This window comes from Pseudomonas asgharzadehiana, assembly GCF_019139815.1.
Classification (GTDB): domain Bacteria; phylum Pseudomonadota; class Gammaproteobacteria; order Pseudomonadales; family Pseudomonadaceae; genus Aquipseudomonas; species Aquipseudomonas asgharzadehiana.
On the sequence record NZ_CP077079.1, the window covers coordinates 5,864,867 to 5,882,143 of the forward strand.

Annotated in this window: 18 protein-coding genes and 1 riboswitch; of the genes, 11 read left to right on the forward strand and 7 right to left on the reverse strand. The window is 60.8% G+C overall.

What is annotated here, in order from left to right:
• Positions 1-18 precede the first annotated feature (18 nt).
• From KSS96_RS26675 to KSS96_RS26695, 5 genes are all read left to right on the forward strand, one after another.
• Positions 19-1,014, forward strand: a complete 996-nt coding sequence (locus tag KSS96_RS26675) for an ArsR/SmtB family transcription factor (RefSeq protein ID WP_017531020.1) — start codon at positions 19-21, stop codon at positions 1,012-1,014.
• An 18-nt stretch (positions 1,015-1,032) separates the two neighbouring features.
• Entirely contained in the window at positions 1,033-2,223 is a 1,191-nt protein-coding gene (gene metK, locus KSS96_RS26680) for a methionine adenosyltransferase (protein WP_017531019.1), read from the forward strand.
• A gap of 221 nt (positions 2,224-2,444) precedes the next feature.
• A complete protein-coding gene (locus KSS96_RS26685) occupies positions 2,445-2,795 on the forward strand; it encodes a hypothetical protein (RefSeq protein WP_017531018.1) in 351 nt (116 codons plus the stop codon).
• Between the two features lie 98 nt (positions 2,796-2,893).
• Positions 2,894-4,555 carry an NAD-dependent DNA ligase LigB gene (gene ligB, locus KSS96_RS26690; RefSeq protein WP_068938109.1) on the forward strand — a complete coding sequence of 554 codons (1,662 nt, stop codon included), beginning with the start codon at positions 2,894-2,896 and terminating at the stop codon, positions 4,553-4,555.
• A 65-nt stretch (positions 4,556-4,620) separates the two neighbouring features.
• Positions 4,621-5,016, forward strand: coding sequence for a DUF1090 domain-containing protein (locus KSS96_RS26695; protein WP_017531016.1), 396 nt, complete (start codon positions 4,621-4,623; stop codon positions 5,014-5,016).
• A gap of 6 nt (positions 5,017-5,022) precedes the next feature.
• Here the strand turns inward: KSS96_RS26695 and KSS96_RS26700 are convergent, their stop codons facing one another.
• Complete coding sequence (locus KSS96_RS26700; RefSeq protein ID WP_017531015.1) at positions 5,023-5,472, reverse strand: c-type cytochrome; 450 nt, start codon at positions 5,470-5,472, stop codon at positions 5,023-5,025.
• Positions 5,473-5,600: 128 nt separating this feature from the next.
• Between KSS96_RS26700 and mltA the strand changes: the two genes are divergently transcribed.
• Positions 5,601-6,797, forward strand: coding sequence for a murein transglycosylase A (gene mltA, locus KSS96_RS26705; RefSeq protein ID WP_217855504.1), 1,197 nt, complete (start codon positions 5,601-5,603; stop codon positions 6,795-6,797).
• A gap of 74 nt (positions 6,798-6,871) precedes the next feature.
• On the opposite strand, the gene KSS96_RS26710 is transcribed toward mltA, so the two are convergent.
• From KSS96_RS26710 to KSS96_RS26720, 3 genes are all read right to left on the reverse strand, one after another.
• Complete coding sequence (locus KSS96_RS26710) at positions 6,872-7,258, reverse strand: MAPEG family protein (protein ID WP_116078186.1); 387 nt, start codon at positions 7,256-7,258, stop codon at positions 6,872-6,874.
• 157 nt (positions 7,259-7,415) lie between these two features.
• Positions 7,416-8,303: a formate/nitrite transporter family protein gene (locus tag KSS96_RS26715; RefSeq protein WP_065879334.1), complete on the reverse strand. Its 888-nt coding sequence runs from the start codon at positions 8,301-8,303 to the stop codon at positions 7,416-7,418.
• Positions 8,304-8,417: 114 nt separating this feature from the next.
• Positions 8,418-8,807 carry an acyl-CoA thioesterase gene (locus KSS96_RS26720; RefSeq protein ID WP_017531011.1) on the reverse strand — a complete coding sequence of 130 codons (390 nt, stop codon included), beginning with the start codon at positions 8,805-8,807 and terminating at the stop codon, positions 8,418-8,420.
• A 198-nt stretch (positions 8,808-9,005) separates the two neighbouring features.
• A riboswitch (S-adenosyl-L-homocysteine riboswitch) is annotated at positions 9,006-9,111 on the forward strand.
• A 21-nt stretch (positions 9,112-9,132) separates the two neighbouring features.
• Between KSS96_RS26720 and ahcY the strand changes: the two genes are divergently transcribed.
• The 4 genes from ahcY (at position 9,133) to rhlE2 (ending at position 14,577) form a co-directional block, all read left to right on the forward strand.
• Positions 9,133-10,542 (forward strand): adenosylhomocysteinase, encoded by a 1,410-nt coding sequence (ahcY, locus tag KSS96_RS26725; RefSeq protein ID WP_017531009.1) that lies wholly within the window; start codon positions 9,133-9,135, stop codon positions 10,540-10,542.
• A 170-nt stretch (positions 10,543-10,712) separates the two neighbouring features.
• Positions 10,713-11,558, forward strand: a complete 846-nt coding sequence (metF, locus tag KSS96_RS26730; protein WP_017531008.1) for a methylenetetrahydrofolate reductase [NAD(P)H] — start codon at positions 10,713-10,715, stop codon at positions 11,556-11,558.
• Positions 11,559-11,677: 119 nt separating this feature from the next.
• Entirely contained in the window at positions 11,678-12,469 is a 792-nt protein-coding gene (locus KSS96_RS26735) for a substrate-binding periplasmic protein (RefSeq protein WP_017531007.1), read from the forward strand.
• A 221-nt stretch (positions 12,470-12,690) separates the two neighbouring features.
• Positions 12,691-14,577: an RNA helicase RhlE2 gene (gene rhlE2 / locus KSS96_RS26740; protein ID WP_017531006.1), complete on the forward strand. Its 1,887-nt coding sequence runs from the start codon at positions 12,691-12,693 to the stop codon at positions 14,575-14,577.
• Between the two features lie 62 nt (positions 14,578-14,639).
• Here the strand turns inward: rhlE2 and KSS96_RS26745 are convergent, their stop codons facing one another.
• A complete protein-coding gene (locus KSS96_RS26745; RefSeq protein WP_017531005.1) occupies positions 14,640-15,011 on the reverse strand; it encodes a nuclear transport factor 2 family protein in 372 nt (123 codons plus the stop codon).
• A gap of 117 nt (positions 15,012-15,128) precedes the next feature.
• Here KSS96_RS26745 and KSS96_RS26750 point away from each other — a divergent pair, with 117 nt between their 5' ends.
• Entirely contained in the window at positions 15,129-16,076 is a 948-nt protein-coding gene (locus KSS96_RS26750; protein WP_065879333.1) for a LysR substrate-binding domain-containing protein, read from the forward strand.
• On the opposite strand, the gene KSS96_RS26755 is transcribed toward KSS96_RS26750, so the two are convergent.
• Together KSS96_RS26755 and KSS96_RS26760 are read right to left on the reverse strand one after the other, a co-directional pair.
• Positions 16,077-16,655, reverse strand: a complete 579-nt coding sequence (locus tag KSS96_RS26755; RefSeq protein ID WP_017531003.1) for a YceI family protein — start codon at positions 16,653-16,655, stop codon at positions 16,077-16,079.
• 32 nt (positions 16,656-16,687) lie between these two features.
• Positions 16,688-17,239 carry a cytochrome b gene (locus KSS96_RS26760; RefSeq protein WP_017531002.1) on the reverse strand — a complete coding sequence of 184 codons (552 nt, stop codon included), beginning with the start codon at positions 17,237-17,239 and terminating at the stop codon, positions 16,688-16,690.
• Positions 17,240-17,277 lie beyond the last annotated feature (38 nt).

Here is a 17,277-nt window from a genome sequence, read left to right on the forward strand (position 1 = left end):
CACTAGACTGCTGGCCTTATGAACCTACCCGTGCCCTCACTACGTCCAGACGACGGCGATGAACTGGCAGCCCTGTGCAAGGCCGCTGGAGACCCGCTGCGCTTGAACGTTTTACGCGCACTGGCCAATGACTCCTTCGGCGTATTGGAACTGGCGAAGATCTTCGCCATCGGCCAATCGGGCATGAGCCACCATTTGAAGGTGCTGTCCCAGGCCGACCTGGTGGCCACTCGCCGCGAGGGCAATGCAATTTTCTACCGCCGCGCCCTGCCCCATACCGACTTGCTCGGCGGCAAGCTGCATGCCGCGTTGCTTGAAGAAGTCGACAACCTGAGCCTGCCCGGCGACGTACAGTCGCGCATCAGCCAGGTCCATGGGCAGCGCGCAGCGGCGAGCCAAGACTTTTTCGCACGGGTGGCCGAGAAATTTCGCGCCCAGCAAGACCTGATTGCCGGTCTTGCCCAATACCGCGACAGCGTACTGGCACTGCTGGACAAGCTGAGCTTCAGTGAAGGGGCAACTGCCTTGGAAGTCGGCCCAGGGGATGGCGGTTTCCTGCCGGAACTGGCGCGCCGCTTCCAGCAGGTCACTGCGCTGGATAACAGCCCGGCCATGCTCGAACTGGCGCGCCAGCTGTGCGAACGCGAGGCACTGGGCAACGTCAGCCTGCAGTTGGCTGACGCGCTCAACAGCACGACGATCAAGGCCGACTGCGTGGTGCTGAACATGGTCTTGCACCATTTCGCCGCCCCTGCCGACGCGCTCAAGCAAATGGCCGGGTTGCTGCACCCCGGCGGTAGCCTGCTGGTTACGGATTTATGCAGCCACAACCAGAATTGGGCCAGGGAGGCCTGCGGTGATCTCTGGTTGGGATTTGAACAGGACGATCTGGCCCGTTGGGCCACCGCTGCGGGGCTCGTTCCCGGGGAAAGCCTCTATATAGGCTTACGTAATGGTTTCCAGATCCAGGTCCGCCACTTTCAGCGACCGGCTGGCGACACTCACCATCGGTAATATCAGGAAAACATCGAGATGAGCGAATACTCCCTTTTCACCTCCGAGTCCGTGTCTGAAGGGCATCCGGACAAAATCGCCGACCAGATTTCTGATGCGGTGCTGGACGCCATCATTGCGCAAGACAAGTTCGCCCGCGTGGCGTGCGAGACTCTGGTGAAAACCGGTGTAGCAATCATCGCGGGTGAAGTGACCACTACGGCCTGGGTTGATCTGGAGCAGATCGTCCGTGACGTGATCACCGACATCGGCTACAACAGCTCCGACGTCGGCTTCGACGGTGCGACCTGCGGCGTGATGAACATCATCGGCAAGCAGTCCCCGGACATCAACCAGGGTGTCGACCGCGCCAAGCCGGAAGACCAGGGTGCCGGCGACCAGGGCCTGATGTTCGGCTACGCCAGCAACGAAACCGAAGTGCTGATGCCGGCGCCGATCACCTTCTCGCACCAGCTTGTGCAGCGTCAGGCCGAAGCGCGTAAATCCGGCCTGCTGCCATGGCTGCGCCCGGACGCCAAGTCCCAGGTAACCTGCCGTTATGAAGGCGGAAAAGTCGTCGGTATCGACGCTGTGGTTCTTTCGACCCAACACAACCCGGACGTTTCCTACACCGACCTGCGTGAAGGCGTGATGGAGCTGATCGTCAAGCACGTGCTGCCTGCCGAACTGCTGAGCAAGGACACCCAGTTCCACATCAACCCGACCGGCCAGTTCATCATCGGTGGCCCAGTGGGTGACTGCGGCCTGACCGGTCGCAAAATCATCGTCGACAGCTACGGCGGCATGGCCCGTCACGGCGGTGGTGCGTTCTCGGGTAAAGACCCGTCCAAGGTTGACCGTTCCGCAGCGTATGCCGGTCGTTACGTGGCCAAGAACATTGTGGCGGCCGGCCTCGCCGAACGTTGCGAGATTCAGGTTTCCTACGCGATCGGCGTAGCGCAGCCTACATCGATCTCGCTGAATACCTTCGGCACCGGCAAGATCAGCGATGACAAGATCGTCAAACTGGTGCGCGAGGTTTTCGACCTGCGCCCTTATGCGATCACCACCATGCTCGACCTGCTGCACCCGATGTACCAGGAAACCGCAGCCTACGGCCACTTCGGCCGTACCCCTGCGCAGAAAACCGTCGGTGACGACACCTTCACCACCTTCACCTGGGAAAAAACCGACCGCGCCGACGACCTGCGCACGGCAGCCGGCCTGTAATCGCTCGCCGCACCCCAAAGCCCCGCCGGGTTCGCCCGGCGGGGCTTTTTATTGCCCGGTGTTTCGCGGTGATGTTCACATTTTTTGGATCCAAACCTTGCAGGCTAAATAATGGCCCACTAGAATCCGCGCCCTCTCGGGCCCCTTAACCTAATTTGGATATTGCGCTGCGCCCGCCCGGGACTCATCAGCGTGCAGGCAATCGAACATTGAGGTTTTTCATGCGCATCTCCACGCTCGCCCCCGCCGCCCTTTTGCTCAGCCTGTTCGCCCTGCCGGCCCACGCCGCTGACCTGAGCGCACTGAGCGGCGCCCTGACTTCCCAGTTGGGTGGCGGCAATTCCGGCGACTGCCAGAAACAATCCGCAGACCTGCAAACCAAGATCGATGCGGCCGAAGCCAGCAAAGACACCTTGAAAGTGAAGGCCTTCAAAGCAGCGCAAGACCAGATCAACAAAGGTTGTGACAAACTCGCCGAAGCCCAGGCCAAGGCCGACGCCAAGCAGCAAACCCAGGAAGCCAAGGCTGATAAGCCGGATGCCGTGAAAGCCCTGGGCGGTCTGTTCAAGTAAGCAGAAACACCTCGCAAAAAGCCCCGCACTGCCGGGGCTTTTTTATGCCTGAGGAGTTCATTTAGGCTGGGCGCCCCTTCCGAGCAAGGATGCTCACGATGCGCTTATTGATCGCCCTTTTACTCATCGCGTTACCCTACCGGGTCTGGGCCGAAGCCTGCCCGGACGAAGCCCGGACACAGGTCAGCACCCTGGCCGAACAGATCCGCCTGTGGGATGACAGTTATCACCGTCTCGGCCAATCGCCTGTCCATGATGAACTCTACGACCAGGCTCGCCAGCGCCTGGCCCATTGGCGCGAGTGCTTCGCCCCGACCAGCGCGGCACCGGGCAACCCGCTGGCCAGCTCACGGGGTACCGTGCCTCACCCAATTGCGCATACCGGCCTGGAAAAACTGCCAAATGAACAGGCGGCGGGCGCCTGGCTGGGCACCCGCCAGGACGTATGGATTCAACCCAAGGTCGACGGCGTAGCGGTGACGCTGGTGTATCGCCAGGGCCGCTTGAAGCAGGTGGTCAGTCGCGGCGATGGGGTGCTCGGCCAGGACTGGTCCGCCTCCGCGCGCAAGATCCCGGGCATTGTCCAGCAACTGCCGGAACCCATCGACCTGGTGCTGCAAGGCGAACTCTATTGGCGCCTCAACGACCATGTGCAATCGGCCCAGGGCGGGCGCAATGCTCGCAGCAAAGTATCCGGGCTGCTGAACCGTAAACATTTGAGCGATACCGACGCCGCCGGCATCGGCCTGTTTGTCTGGGCCTGGCCCGAAGGCCCTACGGCGTTCAGCGAGCGTCTGGCCACGCTGGCACGCTGGGGTTTCACCGACAGTCAGCGTTACAGCCACCCCGTGCAGAACATCACCGAAGCCGCGCACTGGCGTACTTATTGGTACAACCACCCACTGCCTTTCGCCAGCGACGGGGTTGTGTTGCACCAGGCATCGCGCGCGCCCGCCGAGCGCTGGCGGGCCAGTGCGCCTTACTGGGCTGTAGCCTGGAAGTACCCGGCCTCCAAAGCCTTGGCCCTGGTGCGCAAGGTGCGGTTCAAGATCGGTCGAACCGGGCGCATTACACCCATTCTGGAATTGGAGCCGGTACGGCTGGATGACCGGCAGATCAGCCGGGTCAGCGCCGGCTCTTTGAAACGCTGGCAGGCGCTGGATATACGCCCCGGCGACCAGGTGTCCATCAGCCTCGCGGGGCAGGTGATCCCTCGCCTGGACCAGGTAATTTTGCGCAATGCCACCCGGCTCGACCTTGCAGTACCCGACCCTCGCGACTTCCATGCCTTGAGTTGCTGGCAACTGGACCCCGGCTGCGAAGACCAGTTGCTGGCGCGCCTCACCTGGCTGAGTGGCAACCAGGGCCTGGCCTTGCCCTACTTGGGCCGCGAAACGTGGAACGCTTTGATCCAGGCGGGTCTAATCGCAGGCTTTCTCGATTGGTTGACCCTGGATGCGGCAGAGCTTGCTAACATTGACGGCTTCGGCGATCAAAGCCGCGCGCGGCTGCTCGACAGCCTCGCTAGCGCGCGACAACGGCCCTTTGCACAATGGCTCAAAGCTATGGGCGTACCGCCTGCGGCACGCAACAACCTCAAGGGCGACTGGCAGGCGCTGGCCGCCAGAGACACCCAGGCCTGGCTGGCTATCGATGGCATAGGCCCAGGTCGCGCAGCGCAACTGAGTGCTTTTTTTCGCGACCCGCAGGTACAGGCGCTGGCCGAAACATTACACGTGGCCGGAATAGACGGGTTTTGACCGCACCCAGCCACCTTCAAACCACGGCAGAATTCACCCTGCCATTTACGACCCCGGAGCCCCACATGAAATGTCTAGCCCCTTTTGCCCTACTGACCGTCGCAAGCTTTATGGCCACCCCTCTGCTGGCAGCCGAGGAAGCTTCCCCACTCACTGGCTGTGCCGCCAAGCGCCAAGCCATCACCACCCAGATCGAACAAGCCAAGGCTCACGGCAACAGCGAACAACAGGCAGGCCTGGAAACAGCCCTGAGCGAAGTCACCGCCCACTGCACCGACGCCTCCTTGAAAAAGGAGCGGGAAAACAAGGTGCTCGACGCCAAGCATGAAGTCAGCCGCCGCCAGGCCGACCTCGACAAGGCGATGAAAAAGGGCGATGCCGACAAGATCAACAAACGCAAAGACAAACTCGCCGAGTCCCGCAAAGCACTGCAGGACGCCGTGGAAGAACTCGACCAGTAAACCCGGTCAATGGTCTCGAAATTGTTTATGGCAAGCGCTGCACGCATCTTCGACTTTCTGTATGGCAGGCGAAAGGTTACTGGCCTTGTAGGGCTGAACTTGGCTGGCGATCACCAATTCACCGGTGGCCGCTTCCAGGTCGCGGGCCAGTTGCTGGAACTGCGCCTGTTTTTGCCACACGTCGTCCTTGGCGCTGGTGTGATCTTCTTCTCGTACGCTCGGGAAGTGCTGCCACGGTTCATGGGACAGCGCGTCAAGCTTGACCGCGCCTTCGGCGAATTTCGCGCCATCGAACGGGATGCGCCCGCGCAGCATGCCGCCCAGGTCTTCAGCGGTCTTGAGCATTTGCTTGAAGATCGCCTTGCGCTGGCCCAGCGGCGAATTCGGATCAACGCCGCCACAGGCAGACAATGCCAGGCAGGCCAGCAGTACAACCGTCATTTTTTTACAAGTCATGGTGGCTCAGGGTCACGGGAAACGGTGGCCAGTATCCCCGCCCCGTCCGTAAACACCAATAGCCCTATTAATAATAAGGGTCGCCCCTCGGCGCTACGGCGCGGGCAACCACTTCAGGAATCGCTTGCATGAACCTCTCGTTGAACCCCTGGAGCCGCCGCCTGGCGTGGGCTCTGCCGATGATCGCACTGCTGGCCGGCTGCGACGCGGGCAAGGATAGCGGTAAACAACCCCCCTCTGTTGAACCCGCCAAACCCCACGCCGTCGCCACCTATGTGAGCGCGGTATGGGAGGCCCTGCCGGCGGTGTCCGACAGCGACCTGCTAGCGGGTTTTGAATCCTGGCGCAGTGCCTGCCAGCGCCTCAAGGCCGACCCTGTATGGGGCGCGACCTGCGCGGCGGCGGCCACGGTGCCGGGCAATGCGCCAGCCGTGCGGGGTTTTCTCAAGGAGCGCCTGGATGTGTTCGGCCTGCGCTCGGCCGACGATACCCCGAACGGCTTGATCACCGGCTACTACGAACCGGTCTATCCCGGCAGCCTGACCAAGACCGCCACAGCAAATGTGCCGGTGTACGGCGTGCCGGACGACCTGATCATCGTCAACCTGGAAAGCATCTACCCCGAACTCAAGGGTAAACGCCTGCGTGGCCGCCTGGAGGGCCGTGTACTCAAACCTTATGACGACGCCGGCGCCATCAACGGCCAAGGCTCCACCGCCAAACCGATCGCCTGGCTGACCAACCCGATGGACCTGCAGTTCCTGCAGATCCAGGGTTCCGGCCGCATTCAGCTCAAGGGTGGGCGTCAACTGCGCGTCGGGTATGGCGACCAGAACGGCTACCCGTATCGTCCTATCGGCCGCTGGCTGGTGGAACAAGGCGAGCTGAAGAAAGAAGACGTGACCATGGGCGCGATCAGCGCCTGGGCCACGGCGCATCCGGAGCGAATTACGCAGTTGCTGGCCAGCAACCCCAGCTACGTATTCTTCAGCGCTCGCCCTGACAGCAACGAAGGCCCGCGCGGTTCGCTGAACGTGCCACTCACCGCCGGCTACAGCGTGGCGGTGGACCGCAAGGTGATTCCGCTGGGCAGCCTGTTGTGGCTGTCGACTACCAAGCCCGACGGCACGCCACTGGCACGCCCTGTCGCCGCGCAAGATACCGGCGGTGCAATCACCGGCGAAGTACGCGCGGATTTGTTCTGGGGCACCGGCGAAGCCGCGGGTGAACTGGCGGGGAACATGAAGCAGCAGGGGCAAATCTGGATGCTGTGGCCTAAAGGCGCGGCGTTGCCGCAGGTGCCGGATGCACCCGCCGGGAGCTGACAGACACTGAAAGTCAAAATGTGAAGCAGGCCCAGTGTGGTGAGCGGGCTCCCACACTGGGCCTGCATCAGACCTTAGATCGAGACAAAGAAGAAACTCGCAATCAAGGCCATGCCCACCGTCCACACCAGCGAACGCAATATCGCCCAGTCGGCCAGGTAGCAAATGATGTACAGCAGGCGGCTGGTGATAAACAGCACGGCCAACACGTTGATGGTCACCAGTTCGGCGGTGCCGGCCAGGTGGGCGATAATCACCGCCGCCGCGAACGCCGGCGTCACTTCAAAGCTGTTGAGCTGTGCGCTGTGGGCACGTTTGGCAACCCCTTCGAGGTTGTCCAGAAAAGCCCGAGGGTCGTGGTTATCACGCGCGCCGAATTTGCCGTCACTGAACTTGGCCACACCTGTACACAGGTAAGGCAGAAAAATGGCGATTAACACACACCAGAAAGCAACCGTCATCACTCATTCCTTATGTAGTTTTATGCAGCAATTAGAGTTCTAGCACTAAACATCAGACATCGCACCTACCCGCTAGGAGCCGTGGCGCGCCGAAAGGTTCGATCGCGCGCATGAGGGTCAAGCGCACAACCGGACCGCCCCGGGCCACGCCTGACATTCACTGGTTCTTGTCAATCTGCTGCGGATGCCTCGGGTCTGCAGCCTTCTTGCCCGGCAGGCTGCCTTCGCTGCGGATCTGCGCGTGGCTGATCAGGGCAAAGATAAAGCTGCCGCCGATGATATTGCCCGCCAGTGTCGGGCCGGCAAACACCAGCCAGAAATCCTTCCACGGCAGTTCGCCGGCAAACACCAGGTAGGACACTTCCGCTGAACCCACCACGATATGGGTGAAGTCGCCCAAGGCCATCAGGTAAGTGATCAGAATGATGATCCACATCTTGGCGCTTTCCATCGACGGGATCATCCACACCATGGTCGCGATCATCCAACCGGAGACGATGCCTTTGGCGAACATCTGGCCAGGATGGTTTTCCATGACCTTGCGCCCGATCTCGAGGAAGGCCAGGTCGGTCTTGGTATCGAAGATCGGCAGGTGCAGCATCACGTAAGCGACCAACAGTGTGCCGCACAGGTTGCCCACCAAGACCACCGTCCATAGCCGCAACAGGCGCCCGAAGTTGGCCAGCGTGGGTTTGCTCATCACGGGCAGCACGGCGGTGAGGGTGTTTTCGGTAAACAGTTGCTGACGCGCCAGGATCACCGCCAAAAAGCCCGCGCAATAGCCAAAGCTGGCGATGACCTTGAAGCCTTCCGCGTCCGGCAGGCGTGAGTTGAGCAGCCCCATGGCCATCAACGACAGGCCCATGGTAAGACCCGCCGCCAATGCCGACCACCATAGGGCGGCGACATTGCGCTCAAGCTCCTGGTCGCCCTGGGTACGGATGATTTCATGCAGCACCGCTGCCCGAGGCGGCTGGCTCTTGTCCACGTCCTGCTGCTCTTCCTGCGACAGGTTGGGGGTGTTGCCGTCTTCGTGTGTGGCCATGAGGTCCAGAATCCAAGGGGTGCCTGTAGCTACGACACGCCCCAGCGATGGCTGTTCAGTGGCCAGGTAATTTCCATGCGCAATGATTCGGCAAACAATCAACGCGCGATGGGGTTATTCCTGAAACTGGTCTTTGACGTACTTGATTTCGGTACGCCCATGAGGTGCCGGCAAACCGTCTTCGCCGAGGTTGACGAAGACCATTTTCTCAACCGTCAGGATGCTTTTGCGGGTGATCTTGTTGCGCACTTCACAGGTAAGCGTGATGGAGGTGCGACCAAATTCGGTGGCGGTGATGCCCAACTCGATGATGTCGCCCTGGCGCGAGGCGCTGACGAAGTTGATTTCGGAGATGTACTTGGTCACCACACGTTGGTTGCCCAACTGGACAATGGCGTAGATCGCCGCTTCTTCGTCGATCCAGCGCAGCAGGCTGCCACCGAACAGGGTGCCGTTGGGGTTGAGGTCTTCAGGTTTTACCCATTTGCGGGTGTGGAAGTTCATGGTCACTCCAAAGCGTCTTGCGAAATGATGGGCAACATCATGGCAGAGCCCAGGCCCAAGCTCTATGAGCCATTGCCTATCAAGCCCATGAGCGATCTTCATGCCGCCGACAGAAAGGCTTGGGAAGTCCGGCGCACACAGCTATAATCGCCACCGCTTCAAAACGGTCATCTTCAATTGATACCGTTCTCCCGCCACCTGTCCGAGGGGCGCTGCAGCAGGCTTGGCCTGTCAGGCTCGGATGGGGCGTTGTCCGGCCTGGTCGTCCAGCTGGATACTAAACGCACAACGGCGCCCATTCGCACACTACGAATGGAGGCTCTCTATGAGCGCTGTAATCACGCCTGCAGATTTCACCGACTACAAAGTCGCCGACATGTCCCTCGCTGCCTGGGGCCGTCGCGAAACCTTTATCGCCGAATCCGAAATGCCTGCCCTGATGGGCCTGCGTCGCAAGTACGCCGCAGAGCAACCGCTCAAGGGCGCGAAGATTCTCGGCTGCATCCACATGACCATCCAGACTGCCGTGCTGATCGAAACCCTGGTTGCCCTGGGTGCCGAAGTGCGTTGGTCGTCGTGCAATATCTTCTCCACTCAAGACCAGGCCGCTGCCGCTATCGCTGCCGCCGGTATCCCGGTATTCGCCTGGAAAGGCGAGACCGAAGAAGAGTACGAGTGGTGCCTGGAGCAAACCATCCTCAAGGATGGCGCGCCTTGGGATGCCAACATGATCCTCGACGACGGCGGCGACCTGACCGAGCTGCTGCACAAGAAGTACCCAGCCATCCTCGACCGCGTCCACGGCGTGACCGAAGAAACCACCACCGGCGTGCACCGCCTGCTGGACATGCTGGCCAAGGGCGAGCTGAAAATCCCGGCCATCAACGTCAACGACTCGGTGACCAAGAGCAAGAACGACAACAAGTACGGCTGCCGTCACAGCCTGAACGACGCCATCAAGCGCGGCACCGACCACCTGCTGTCGGGCAAGCAAGCCCTGGTGATCGGCTACGGTGACGTGGGCAAGGGTTCGTCCCAGTCCCTGCGTCAGGAAGGCATGATCGTTAAAGTCTCCGAAGTCGACCCGATCTGCGCCATGCAGGCCTGCATGGACGGTTTCGAAGTGGTTTCGCCGTTCATCGACGGTATCAACGACGGCACCGAAGCGAGCATCGACAAGGCTCTGCTGGGCAAGATCGATCTGATCGTGACCACCACCGGCAACGTGAATGTTTGCGACGCGAACATGCTCAAGGCCCTGAAAAAGCGCGCCGTTGTCTGCAACATCGGTCACTTTGACAACGAAATCGACACCGCTTTCATGCGCAAGAACTGGGCATGGGAAGAAGTGAAGCCACAGGTACACAAGGTTCACCGTACCGGTGCCGGCGCTTTCGACCCACAGAACGACGACTACCTGATCCTGCTGGCTGAAGGCCGTCTGGTTAACCTGGGCAACGCCACCGGCCACCCAAGCCGCATCATGGATGGCTCGTTCGCCAACCAGGTACTGGCCCAGATCTTCCTGTTCGGCCAGAAATACGCCGACCTGTCGCCGGCCCAGAAAGCCGAGCGCCTGACCGTGGAAGTCCTGCCGAAGAAACTCGACGAAGAAGTGGCCCTGGAGATGGTCCGCGGCTTCGGCGGCGTGGTGACTCAACTGACCAAGACCCAGGCCGACTACATCGGCGTGACGGTTGAAGGCCCGTTCAAGCCGCATGCTTACCGTTACTAAGTAGCCCGCTCTCTCCCTGTCGGAGCGAGCTTGTGTGGGAGCGGGCTTGCTCGCGAAGGCGGAGTGTCAGTTGTTAATTTATGTCGACTGACACGACCCTTCGCGAGCAAGCCCGCTCCCACATTGACGGTGAACACTTTCCGGTTTTTTGAGTTTCCAAGGATACGACCATGTCCCAAGACCGTCGCTACAGCTTCGAGTTCTTCCCGACCAAGACCGATGCTGGGCATGAAAAACTGATGGCGACTGCCAAGCAGTTGGCCAGCTACCAACCCGACTTCTTTTCCTGCACCTACGGCGCCGGCGGTTCGACCCGTGACCGCACGATCAACACCGTGTTGCAGTTGGAAAGCGAAGTCAAAGTTCCCGCCGCTCCGCATTTATCCTGCGTGGGCGACAGCAAGGCCGACCTGCGCGGCCTGCTGACTCAATACAAGGCAGCCGGCATCAAGCGCATCGTCGCCCTGCGTGGCGACCTGCCGTCCGGCATGGGCATGGCCAGCGGCGAGTTGCGCTACGCCAATGACCTGGTGAGCTTCATCCGCGAAGAAAGCGGCGACCACTTTCATATCGAAGTAGCAGCCTATCCGGAGATGCATCCCCAGGCGCGTAACTTCGAAGAAGACCTGAAGAATTTCGTGCGCAAGGCCAACGCCGGCGCCGACAGTGCGATCACGCAGTACTTCTTCAACGCCGACAGTTACTTCTATTTCGTCGAGCGTGTGCGGGCACTGGGTGTGAATATCCCGATCGTGCCGGGCATCATGCCAATCACCAACTACAGCAAGCTGGCACGTTTTTCCGATGCCTGCGGCGCCGAAATCCCACGCTGGGTACGCAAGCAACTGGAAGCCTACGGCGACGACGTCAAGAGCATCCAGGCATTCGGCGAACAGGTCATCAGCGAAATGTGCGAGCGCCTGCTGCAAGGCGGCGCGCCAGGGTTGCACTTTTATACCCTGAACCAGGCTGAGCCGAGCCTTGCTATCTGGAACAACCTCAAGCTGCCCCGCTGAGGCTTGCCCTGCGGTACCCGGGCCCTCGTCAATACGAGGGCCTTTTTATTTGCGCGCCCTCGCCCGCACAGGCGTGCGCCAGAGCTTCTCTTTAGCGCAGCGGCGTCGTAACCTCAGGCATGCCCGTCATCCTGAAGTTATTGACCGCTGCCCTTTTCACTTGCCTGAGCCTGGCCGCTTATGGCGAGAAATTGCGCATTGTCACCGAGCCCTGGGCGCCGTATGTGTATGACGAGCAGGGCGTCATGCATGGGCTGGACTATGAAGCCACGGTGATCGTGTTCCAGCGCCTTGGCGTAGAGGTGCAATGGCAATTCCTTCCCTGGAAGCGTTGCCTGGCCATGCTTGAGCAAGGCCAGGCCGACGGCGCGCTGGATATTTTCCACAGCCACGACCGCGACGCTTTGTTGCTGTACCCCAGCGAACCGCTGTCAGAGGTCGAGTTTGTGCTGTTCTATGCCAACGCGCGCCCTCACCTGGCCCGCCGCCTCGACGACCTGCAAGGCCTGTCGGTGGGCACCTCGCCGGGCTACCTGTATGGCGCGCCTTTCAGCGATTCCACATTGTTCAAGCGTGAGCCGGCACCCAGTCACGAGGCGAACTTCGGCAAATTGCTGCTGGGGCGCATTGACCTGGTCATTACCGACCGGCGGGTCGGCCAGCATGTGATCAAGGCCATGGGCCTGGAGGGTATGGTCAGCCAGGCGCCGATCGTTATCAGCCGCCAGCAGCAATACCTCGCCGTGCGCCGTGGCGCGGGCATGGACCTGCTGGCGCAACGCTTCGCCGCCGAACTCAAACGCTTTAAACAGGAACCGGCCTACGCCATCTTGAGTGAAAAATATGGCGCAATCCCCGATATTACGGCCTCAGGACACACCGTTGAGCAGCAGGAAAGCAGCGCACAGTGATTGCTCTGTTATACTCCGGCCTTTCCGCCAGGCTCACGCCCGGCCGCTGAGGTCTTGAAAAAGGCACCCAACCCCGCTACAGCGCAGCTTTCAGCCCGCGCGAGCCGGTGGAGTGCCCGCCAGGCGCAGCAGGACCGGACGGGGTTGCGCTCCCCTAAGCGCCATTCACGCCCGGCAAGATTATCCCTTTGGGCCAAGCCCTAACTAAAACAGGATTACTCATGTCCTTTGCTTCCCTCGGTCTCTCCGAGGCTTTAGTCCGCGCCATCGAGGCAGCGGGCTATACCGAGCCTACTCCGGTGCAACAGCGGGCCATTCCCGCCGTGTTGCAAGGTCGCGACCTCATGGTTGCGGCTCAGACAGGTACTGGTAAAACCGGCGGTTTCGCCCTCCCGATCCTGGAGCGGTTGTTCCCCAACGGTCACCCGGACAAATCCCAGCGTCACGGCCCGCGCCAACCGCGCGTACTGGTCCTGACCCCAACCCGCGAACTGGCCGCCCAGGTGCATGACAGCTTCAAGCTGTACGCCCGCGACTTGAAGTTCGTCAGCGCCTGCATATTCGGCGGCGTCGGCATGAACCCGCAGGTTCAGGCCATGTCCCGTGGTGTTGACGTGCTGGTAGCGTGCCCCGGTCGTTTGCTCGACCTGTGCGGCCAAGGCAGCGTCGATTTGTCCCACGTGGAAATCCTCGTGCTGGACGAAGCCGACCGCATGCTCGACATGGGCTTTGTCCATGACGTGAAAAAGGTCCTCGCCCGCCTGCCGGCCAAACGTCAGAACCTGCTGTTCTCGGCAACGTTCTCCCAGGACATCACCGCCCTGGCCGGCAAGCTGCTGCACAACCCGGAACGCATCGAAGTCACGCCGCCGAACACCACGGTCGAGCGTATCGAACAACGCGTCTTCCGCCTGGCCGCCAGCCACAAGCGCTCGTTGCTGGCCCACCTGATTACCCATGGCGCGTGGGAGCAGGTATTGGTGTTCACCCGCACCAAGCACGGCGCCAACCGCCTGGCCGAATACCTGGACAAACACGGCCTCACCGCCGTCGCCATCCACGGCAACAAGAGCCAGAACGCACGCACCAAAGCCCTCGCCGACTTCAAGGCCGGTTCCGTGCGTATCCTGGTGGCCACCGACATCGCCGCCCGCGGCCTGGATATCGACCAGCTGCCGCACGTGGTCAACTTCGAGCTGCCGAACGTCGATGAAGACTATGTGCACCGTATCGGCCGTACCGGCCGTGCCGGTCGTTCGGGTGAAGCCATCTCCCTGGTAGCCCCGGACGAAGAAAAACTGCTCAAAAGCATCGAGCGCATGACCAAGCAGAAAATCGCCGACGGCGACCTGATGGGCTTCGATGCCAGCGCGGTAGAGGCCGAGAAGCCTGAAGTACGCGAGCGTCCCGATGTGCGTAACCCACGCAACCCACGCGGTCCGAAGGGCGATGGCCCGAACGGCGGCGGTGGTGGCGGTGGTCGTCGCGACAAGGGCAAAGACAAGGGCGGCAAAGACAAAGCGCCAACCAACGGCCGTGGCGAACGCCCAGCCCGTGAGCAGAAACCACGCGAAGGCACCCCGGCACGCGAACAGCGCCAGCCGAGCCAGCCGCCACGCGCAGCCGCCGACCGCGCGCCGGACGAGTTCCTCGACGACGACGTGGATAACTTCGGTAACCGCGTTGACTACGTGCCCCAGGCCAAACCGGCACAGGGCCGTGGTCGTCGTCCAGGCGCACCGGCACAGGGCGCAGGCGCCGCGGCACCACGCAGCGGCCAGCCTCAGGGCGCTCGTCAGAACGGCCCACGCAACAGCAGCGGCGGCACCACCGGTACGCCACCTGCCAAACGCAGCGGCCCGCGTAACGGCGCACCGCGTGACGGCCAGGCTCGTCGCGAAGATTCGCGCAGCAACAACCGCCGTCCGGCCCGTGACGACCAGCCTCGTTCGTCCGAGCCAGCGGTGCAGAACCCGCGCGGCGGCCCAGCCCCCAAAATCATCCACAAGGAGTCGAAAGCCGACCGATTCCCGACACCCGAGCAACTGGATCAGTTGCCAGGCCGTCCTCGTGGTGAAAAACCAGCGCTGCTGACCCGCAACCGCTGAGTTTTTCCATACAAAAAACGCCCCGACTGTTTGGGGCGTTTTTGTATGCGGCGCTTGGCTTATTAAGCCGTTACTTCACCGGCCTTGTGAAAGAGTTTGGCAAAGATCATCCAGCGCCCCTCCACTTTCATCAAGTTCAAGTAGTCCACCATCAGGTTATTGAACAAGCGCAAACGTACTTTGACCATGGCCATTTCCGGCGACATCACGTCAATCATCAACACTTCATCAAGTTGCGGAAAACCGCCGGCCCGCGGCGATTCACGCCCCTCAACCATGCTCCGGTATTCCTCGAACGGTCGAACCACCACCACTGAATTCTGCGCGCTGTATAACACGCAGCCACGATGGAATACGTGATCGAACTTTTTCAAGTCCTGGGTTTGTAAGACATTAAAGTAGTCTTTCAGAAACGCTTGAATTTCCTCAATCATGAGCACAACTCCGAGAACGGTGTTAGTTGAATAAATAACTTCGCGCCATTATCGGTAGCCCACTCGTTTCAGGTATAGCGGCTATTATTAGGCTTTTACGTGAAAGGAATTCACCTATTGAAACTCCCTCCCCTCGCGGCGTTACGTGCCTTCGAGGCCTTGGCCAGGCTGGGCAAGGTGAACCTGGCCGCGCTCGAACTGCACGTCACCCACAGTGCCGTCAGCCATCAAATCCGCTCGCTTGAAGAGTATTTGGGCCTGGCGCTGGTCATTCGCAGCAAACGCTCGCTGACGTTGACTGATGAGGGCCGCGTGTATGCCTACCAGATCAGACAGGCACTGGGCGAGATCGCCGGGGTAACCGAAAAGTTATTGGCGAAAACCAAACACCCGCAGTTAACCGTTTCAGTATTGCCCTCCTATGCCATGCATTGGTTACTCCCGCGTTTACATGACTTCAGGGCCGCTCACCCCGAGTTGCACCTGAGACTGGATTCAAGCATGGAGTTCAGCCATTTCGGGCAAGGCCCACTCGATGGCGCGATCCGCTTCGGCCACGGCCAGTGGCCGGATGTGCATTGCGAGGCTTTGATGGGGGATTCGTTGCTGGTGGTCGCCGCGCGCGACTTCAACCACGGCGTCCTGCCGGACACGGCGCAAGCCGTCCTCGAGCTGCCGCTGTTGCACGCCAGTGAAAGTTGGCCCATCTGGCTTGGCGCCGCTGGCGTGGAAGGGGTACGCCCTCACGCTTCGCTGGAGTTCACCGACTCCACGTTAATGCTCGAAGCCGTCAGGCTTGGGCACGGCGTCGCACTGACCCGACGCTCGATTGCCCATGGGCTGCTTCAACGCGGGGAGTTGGTCAAGCTGACAGAGGTCGAGCCGGCGCACGCCTCACGCTACTACCTGGTGTGGCCTACCGGCCGCAAACCTTCGGCAGCGCTGAGCGATCTGCATCACTGGCTCAAGGACCAGATCGCCCTCTATCAAGACAGCCTGGCATCCTGCACACAGCAAAACGCCGACCCTGAGGTCGGCGCTTTGACAGTAACGCAGAGAAGCTGATTACTTCTGCTTCACGCCTTCCAGCGAGATGTCCAGGTCAACGGTCTGCGAAGACGGGCCTGGGCCTTTGATGCCGAAGTCGTTCAAGTTAACGGTCGCCTTGGCATTGAAGCCGGCACGTTCGCCGCCCCATGGATCCTTGCCTTCACCGTTGAAGGTGGCCTTGAAGACCACTGGCTTGGTGACGCCGTGGAAGGTCAGGTCGCCGGTCACGTCAGCAGTTTTCTCACCGGTGGATTTAACCGCGGTGGATACGAACTTGGCGTCAGCGAACTTGGCGACGTCCAGGAAATCCTTGCTGGCGATGTGCTTGTCACGTTCTGCGTGGTTGGACCACAGGCTGGCAGTCTTCACATCGACAGCGATTTTGCTGGCTTCAGGCTTGGCGGCATCCCAGCTGAAGGTGCCATCCCAATCCTTGAAGGTACCGTGGATGTAGCTGTAGCCCAGGTGGCTGATTTTCCAGTCGATGAAGGCGTGCTGGCCTTCTTTGTCGATCTTGTAGTCAGCGGCCATTACCTGGCCTGCCGACAGCAGCGCGGTACCGATTGCCAGAGCAGCGAGGGTCTTTTTCAACATGCTTTCTATTCCTTGTGAGTCGAGGTTGAACATCAGGCTTTGCGCCCCAGCATTCGCGTAAGGGTCGCATCGCGATCGATAAAGTGGTGTTTCAACGCAGCCACGCCGTGCAAGCCGGCGAAGACCACCAACACCCAGGCGAGATACAAATGCACCACGCCGGCGGTGTCTGCCTGGTCCGGTAGACCGGAAACCACGGCGGGAATTTCAAACAAGCCAAACACCGGGATACCGACACCGTCTGCGGTGGAAATCAGGTAACCGGCAATCATCACTGCAAACAGCCCGAGGTACAGGAACCCATGGCCGAATGCCGCGCCGATCCGGGTCAAGCGACTGTAGCTGGCCAATGGCGGCGGCGGTGGGCTGACCAGCCGCCAGACAATGCGCACCAGCATGATCGCAAACAGCGTAATGCCGATGCTCTTGTGCAGGTCCGGCGCGTCTTTGCGCCAGGCGCTGTAGTAGTCCAGGCCAACCATCCACAGGCCCAGGGCAAACAGGCCAACCACCACCAGGGCCACGCCCCAGTGCAAAACCATACTGACCCAGCCATAGCGGGCCGGTGAATTGCGTAACTGCATGAACTTAATCCCGAAAGAGCTGCGCCAAGACTAGCGGT

What these genes read in the sequence shown, in the direction of transcription:
- rhlE2 (WP_017531006.1), top strand. Translation starts at nt 12,691, where the DNA reads ATGTCCTTTGCTTCCCTCGGTCTCTCCGAGGCTTTAGTCCGCGCCATC.
- mltA (WP_217855504.1), top strand. Translation starts at nt 5,601, where the DNA reads ATGAACCTCTCGTTGAACCCCTGGAGCCGCCGCCTGGCGTGGGCTCTG.
- KSS96_RS26735 (WP_017531007.1), top strand. Translation starts at nt 11,678, where the DNA reads ATGCCCGTCATCCTGAAGTTATTGACCGCTGCCCTTTTCACTTGCCTG.
- KSS96_RS26710 (WP_116078186.1), bottom strand. Translation starts at nt 7,258, where the DNA reads ATGACGGTTGCTTTCTGGTGTGTGTTAATCGCCATTTTTCTGCCTTAC.
- ligB (WP_068938109.1), top strand. Translation starts at nt 2,894, where the DNA reads ATGCGCTTATTGATCGCCCTTTTACTCATCGCGTTACCCTACCGGGTC.
- KSS96_RS26760 (WP_017531002.1), bottom strand. Translation starts at nt 17,239, where the DNA reads ATGCAGTTACGCAATTCACCGGCCCGCTATGGCTGGGTCAGTATGGTT.
- ahcY (WP_017531009.1), top strand. Translation starts at nt 9,133, where the DNA reads ATGAGCGCTGTAATCACGCCTGCAGATTTCACCGACTACAAAGTCGCC.
- KSS96_RS26745 (WP_017531005.1), bottom strand. Translation starts at nt 15,011, where the DNA reads ATGATTGAGGAAATTCAAGCGTTTCTGAAAGACTACTTTAATGTCTTA.
- KSS96_RS26695 (WP_017531016.1), top strand. Translation starts at nt 4,621, where the DNA reads ATGAAATGTCTAGCCCCTTTTGCCCTACTGACCGTCGCAAGCTTTATG.
- KSS96_RS26685 (WP_017531018.1), top strand. Translation starts at nt 2,445, where the DNA reads ATGCGCATCTCCACGCTCGCCCCCGCCGCCCTTTTGCTCAGCCTGTTC.
- metK (WP_017531019.1), top strand. Translation starts at nt 1,033, where the DNA reads ATGAGCGAATACTCCCTTTTCACCTCCGAGTCCGTGTCTGAAGGGCAT.
- KSS96_RS26755 (WP_017531003.1), bottom strand. Translation starts at nt 16,655, where the DNA reads ATGTTGAAAAAGACCCTCGCTGCTCTGGCAATCGGTACCGCGCTGCTG.
- KSS96_RS26675 (WP_017531020.1), top strand. Translation starts at nt 19, where the DNA reads ATGAACCTACCCGTGCCCTCACTACGTCCAGACGACGGCGATGAACTG.
- metF (WP_017531008.1), top strand. Translation starts at nt 10,713, where the DNA reads ATGTCCCAAGACCGTCGCTACAGCTTCGAGTTCTTCCCGACCAAGACC.
- KSS96_RS26720 (WP_017531011.1), bottom strand. Translation starts at nt 8,807, where the DNA reads ATGAACTTCCACACCCGCAAATGGGTAAAACCTGAAGACCTCAACCCC.
- KSS96_RS26715 (WP_065879334.1), bottom strand. Translation starts at nt 8,303, where the DNA reads ATGGCCACACACGAAGACGGCAACACCCCCAACCTGTCGCAGGAAGAG.
- KSS96_RS26700 (WP_017531015.1), bottom strand. Translation starts at nt 5,472, where the DNA reads ATGACTTGTAAAAAAATGACGGTTGTACTGCTGGCCTGCCTGGCATTG.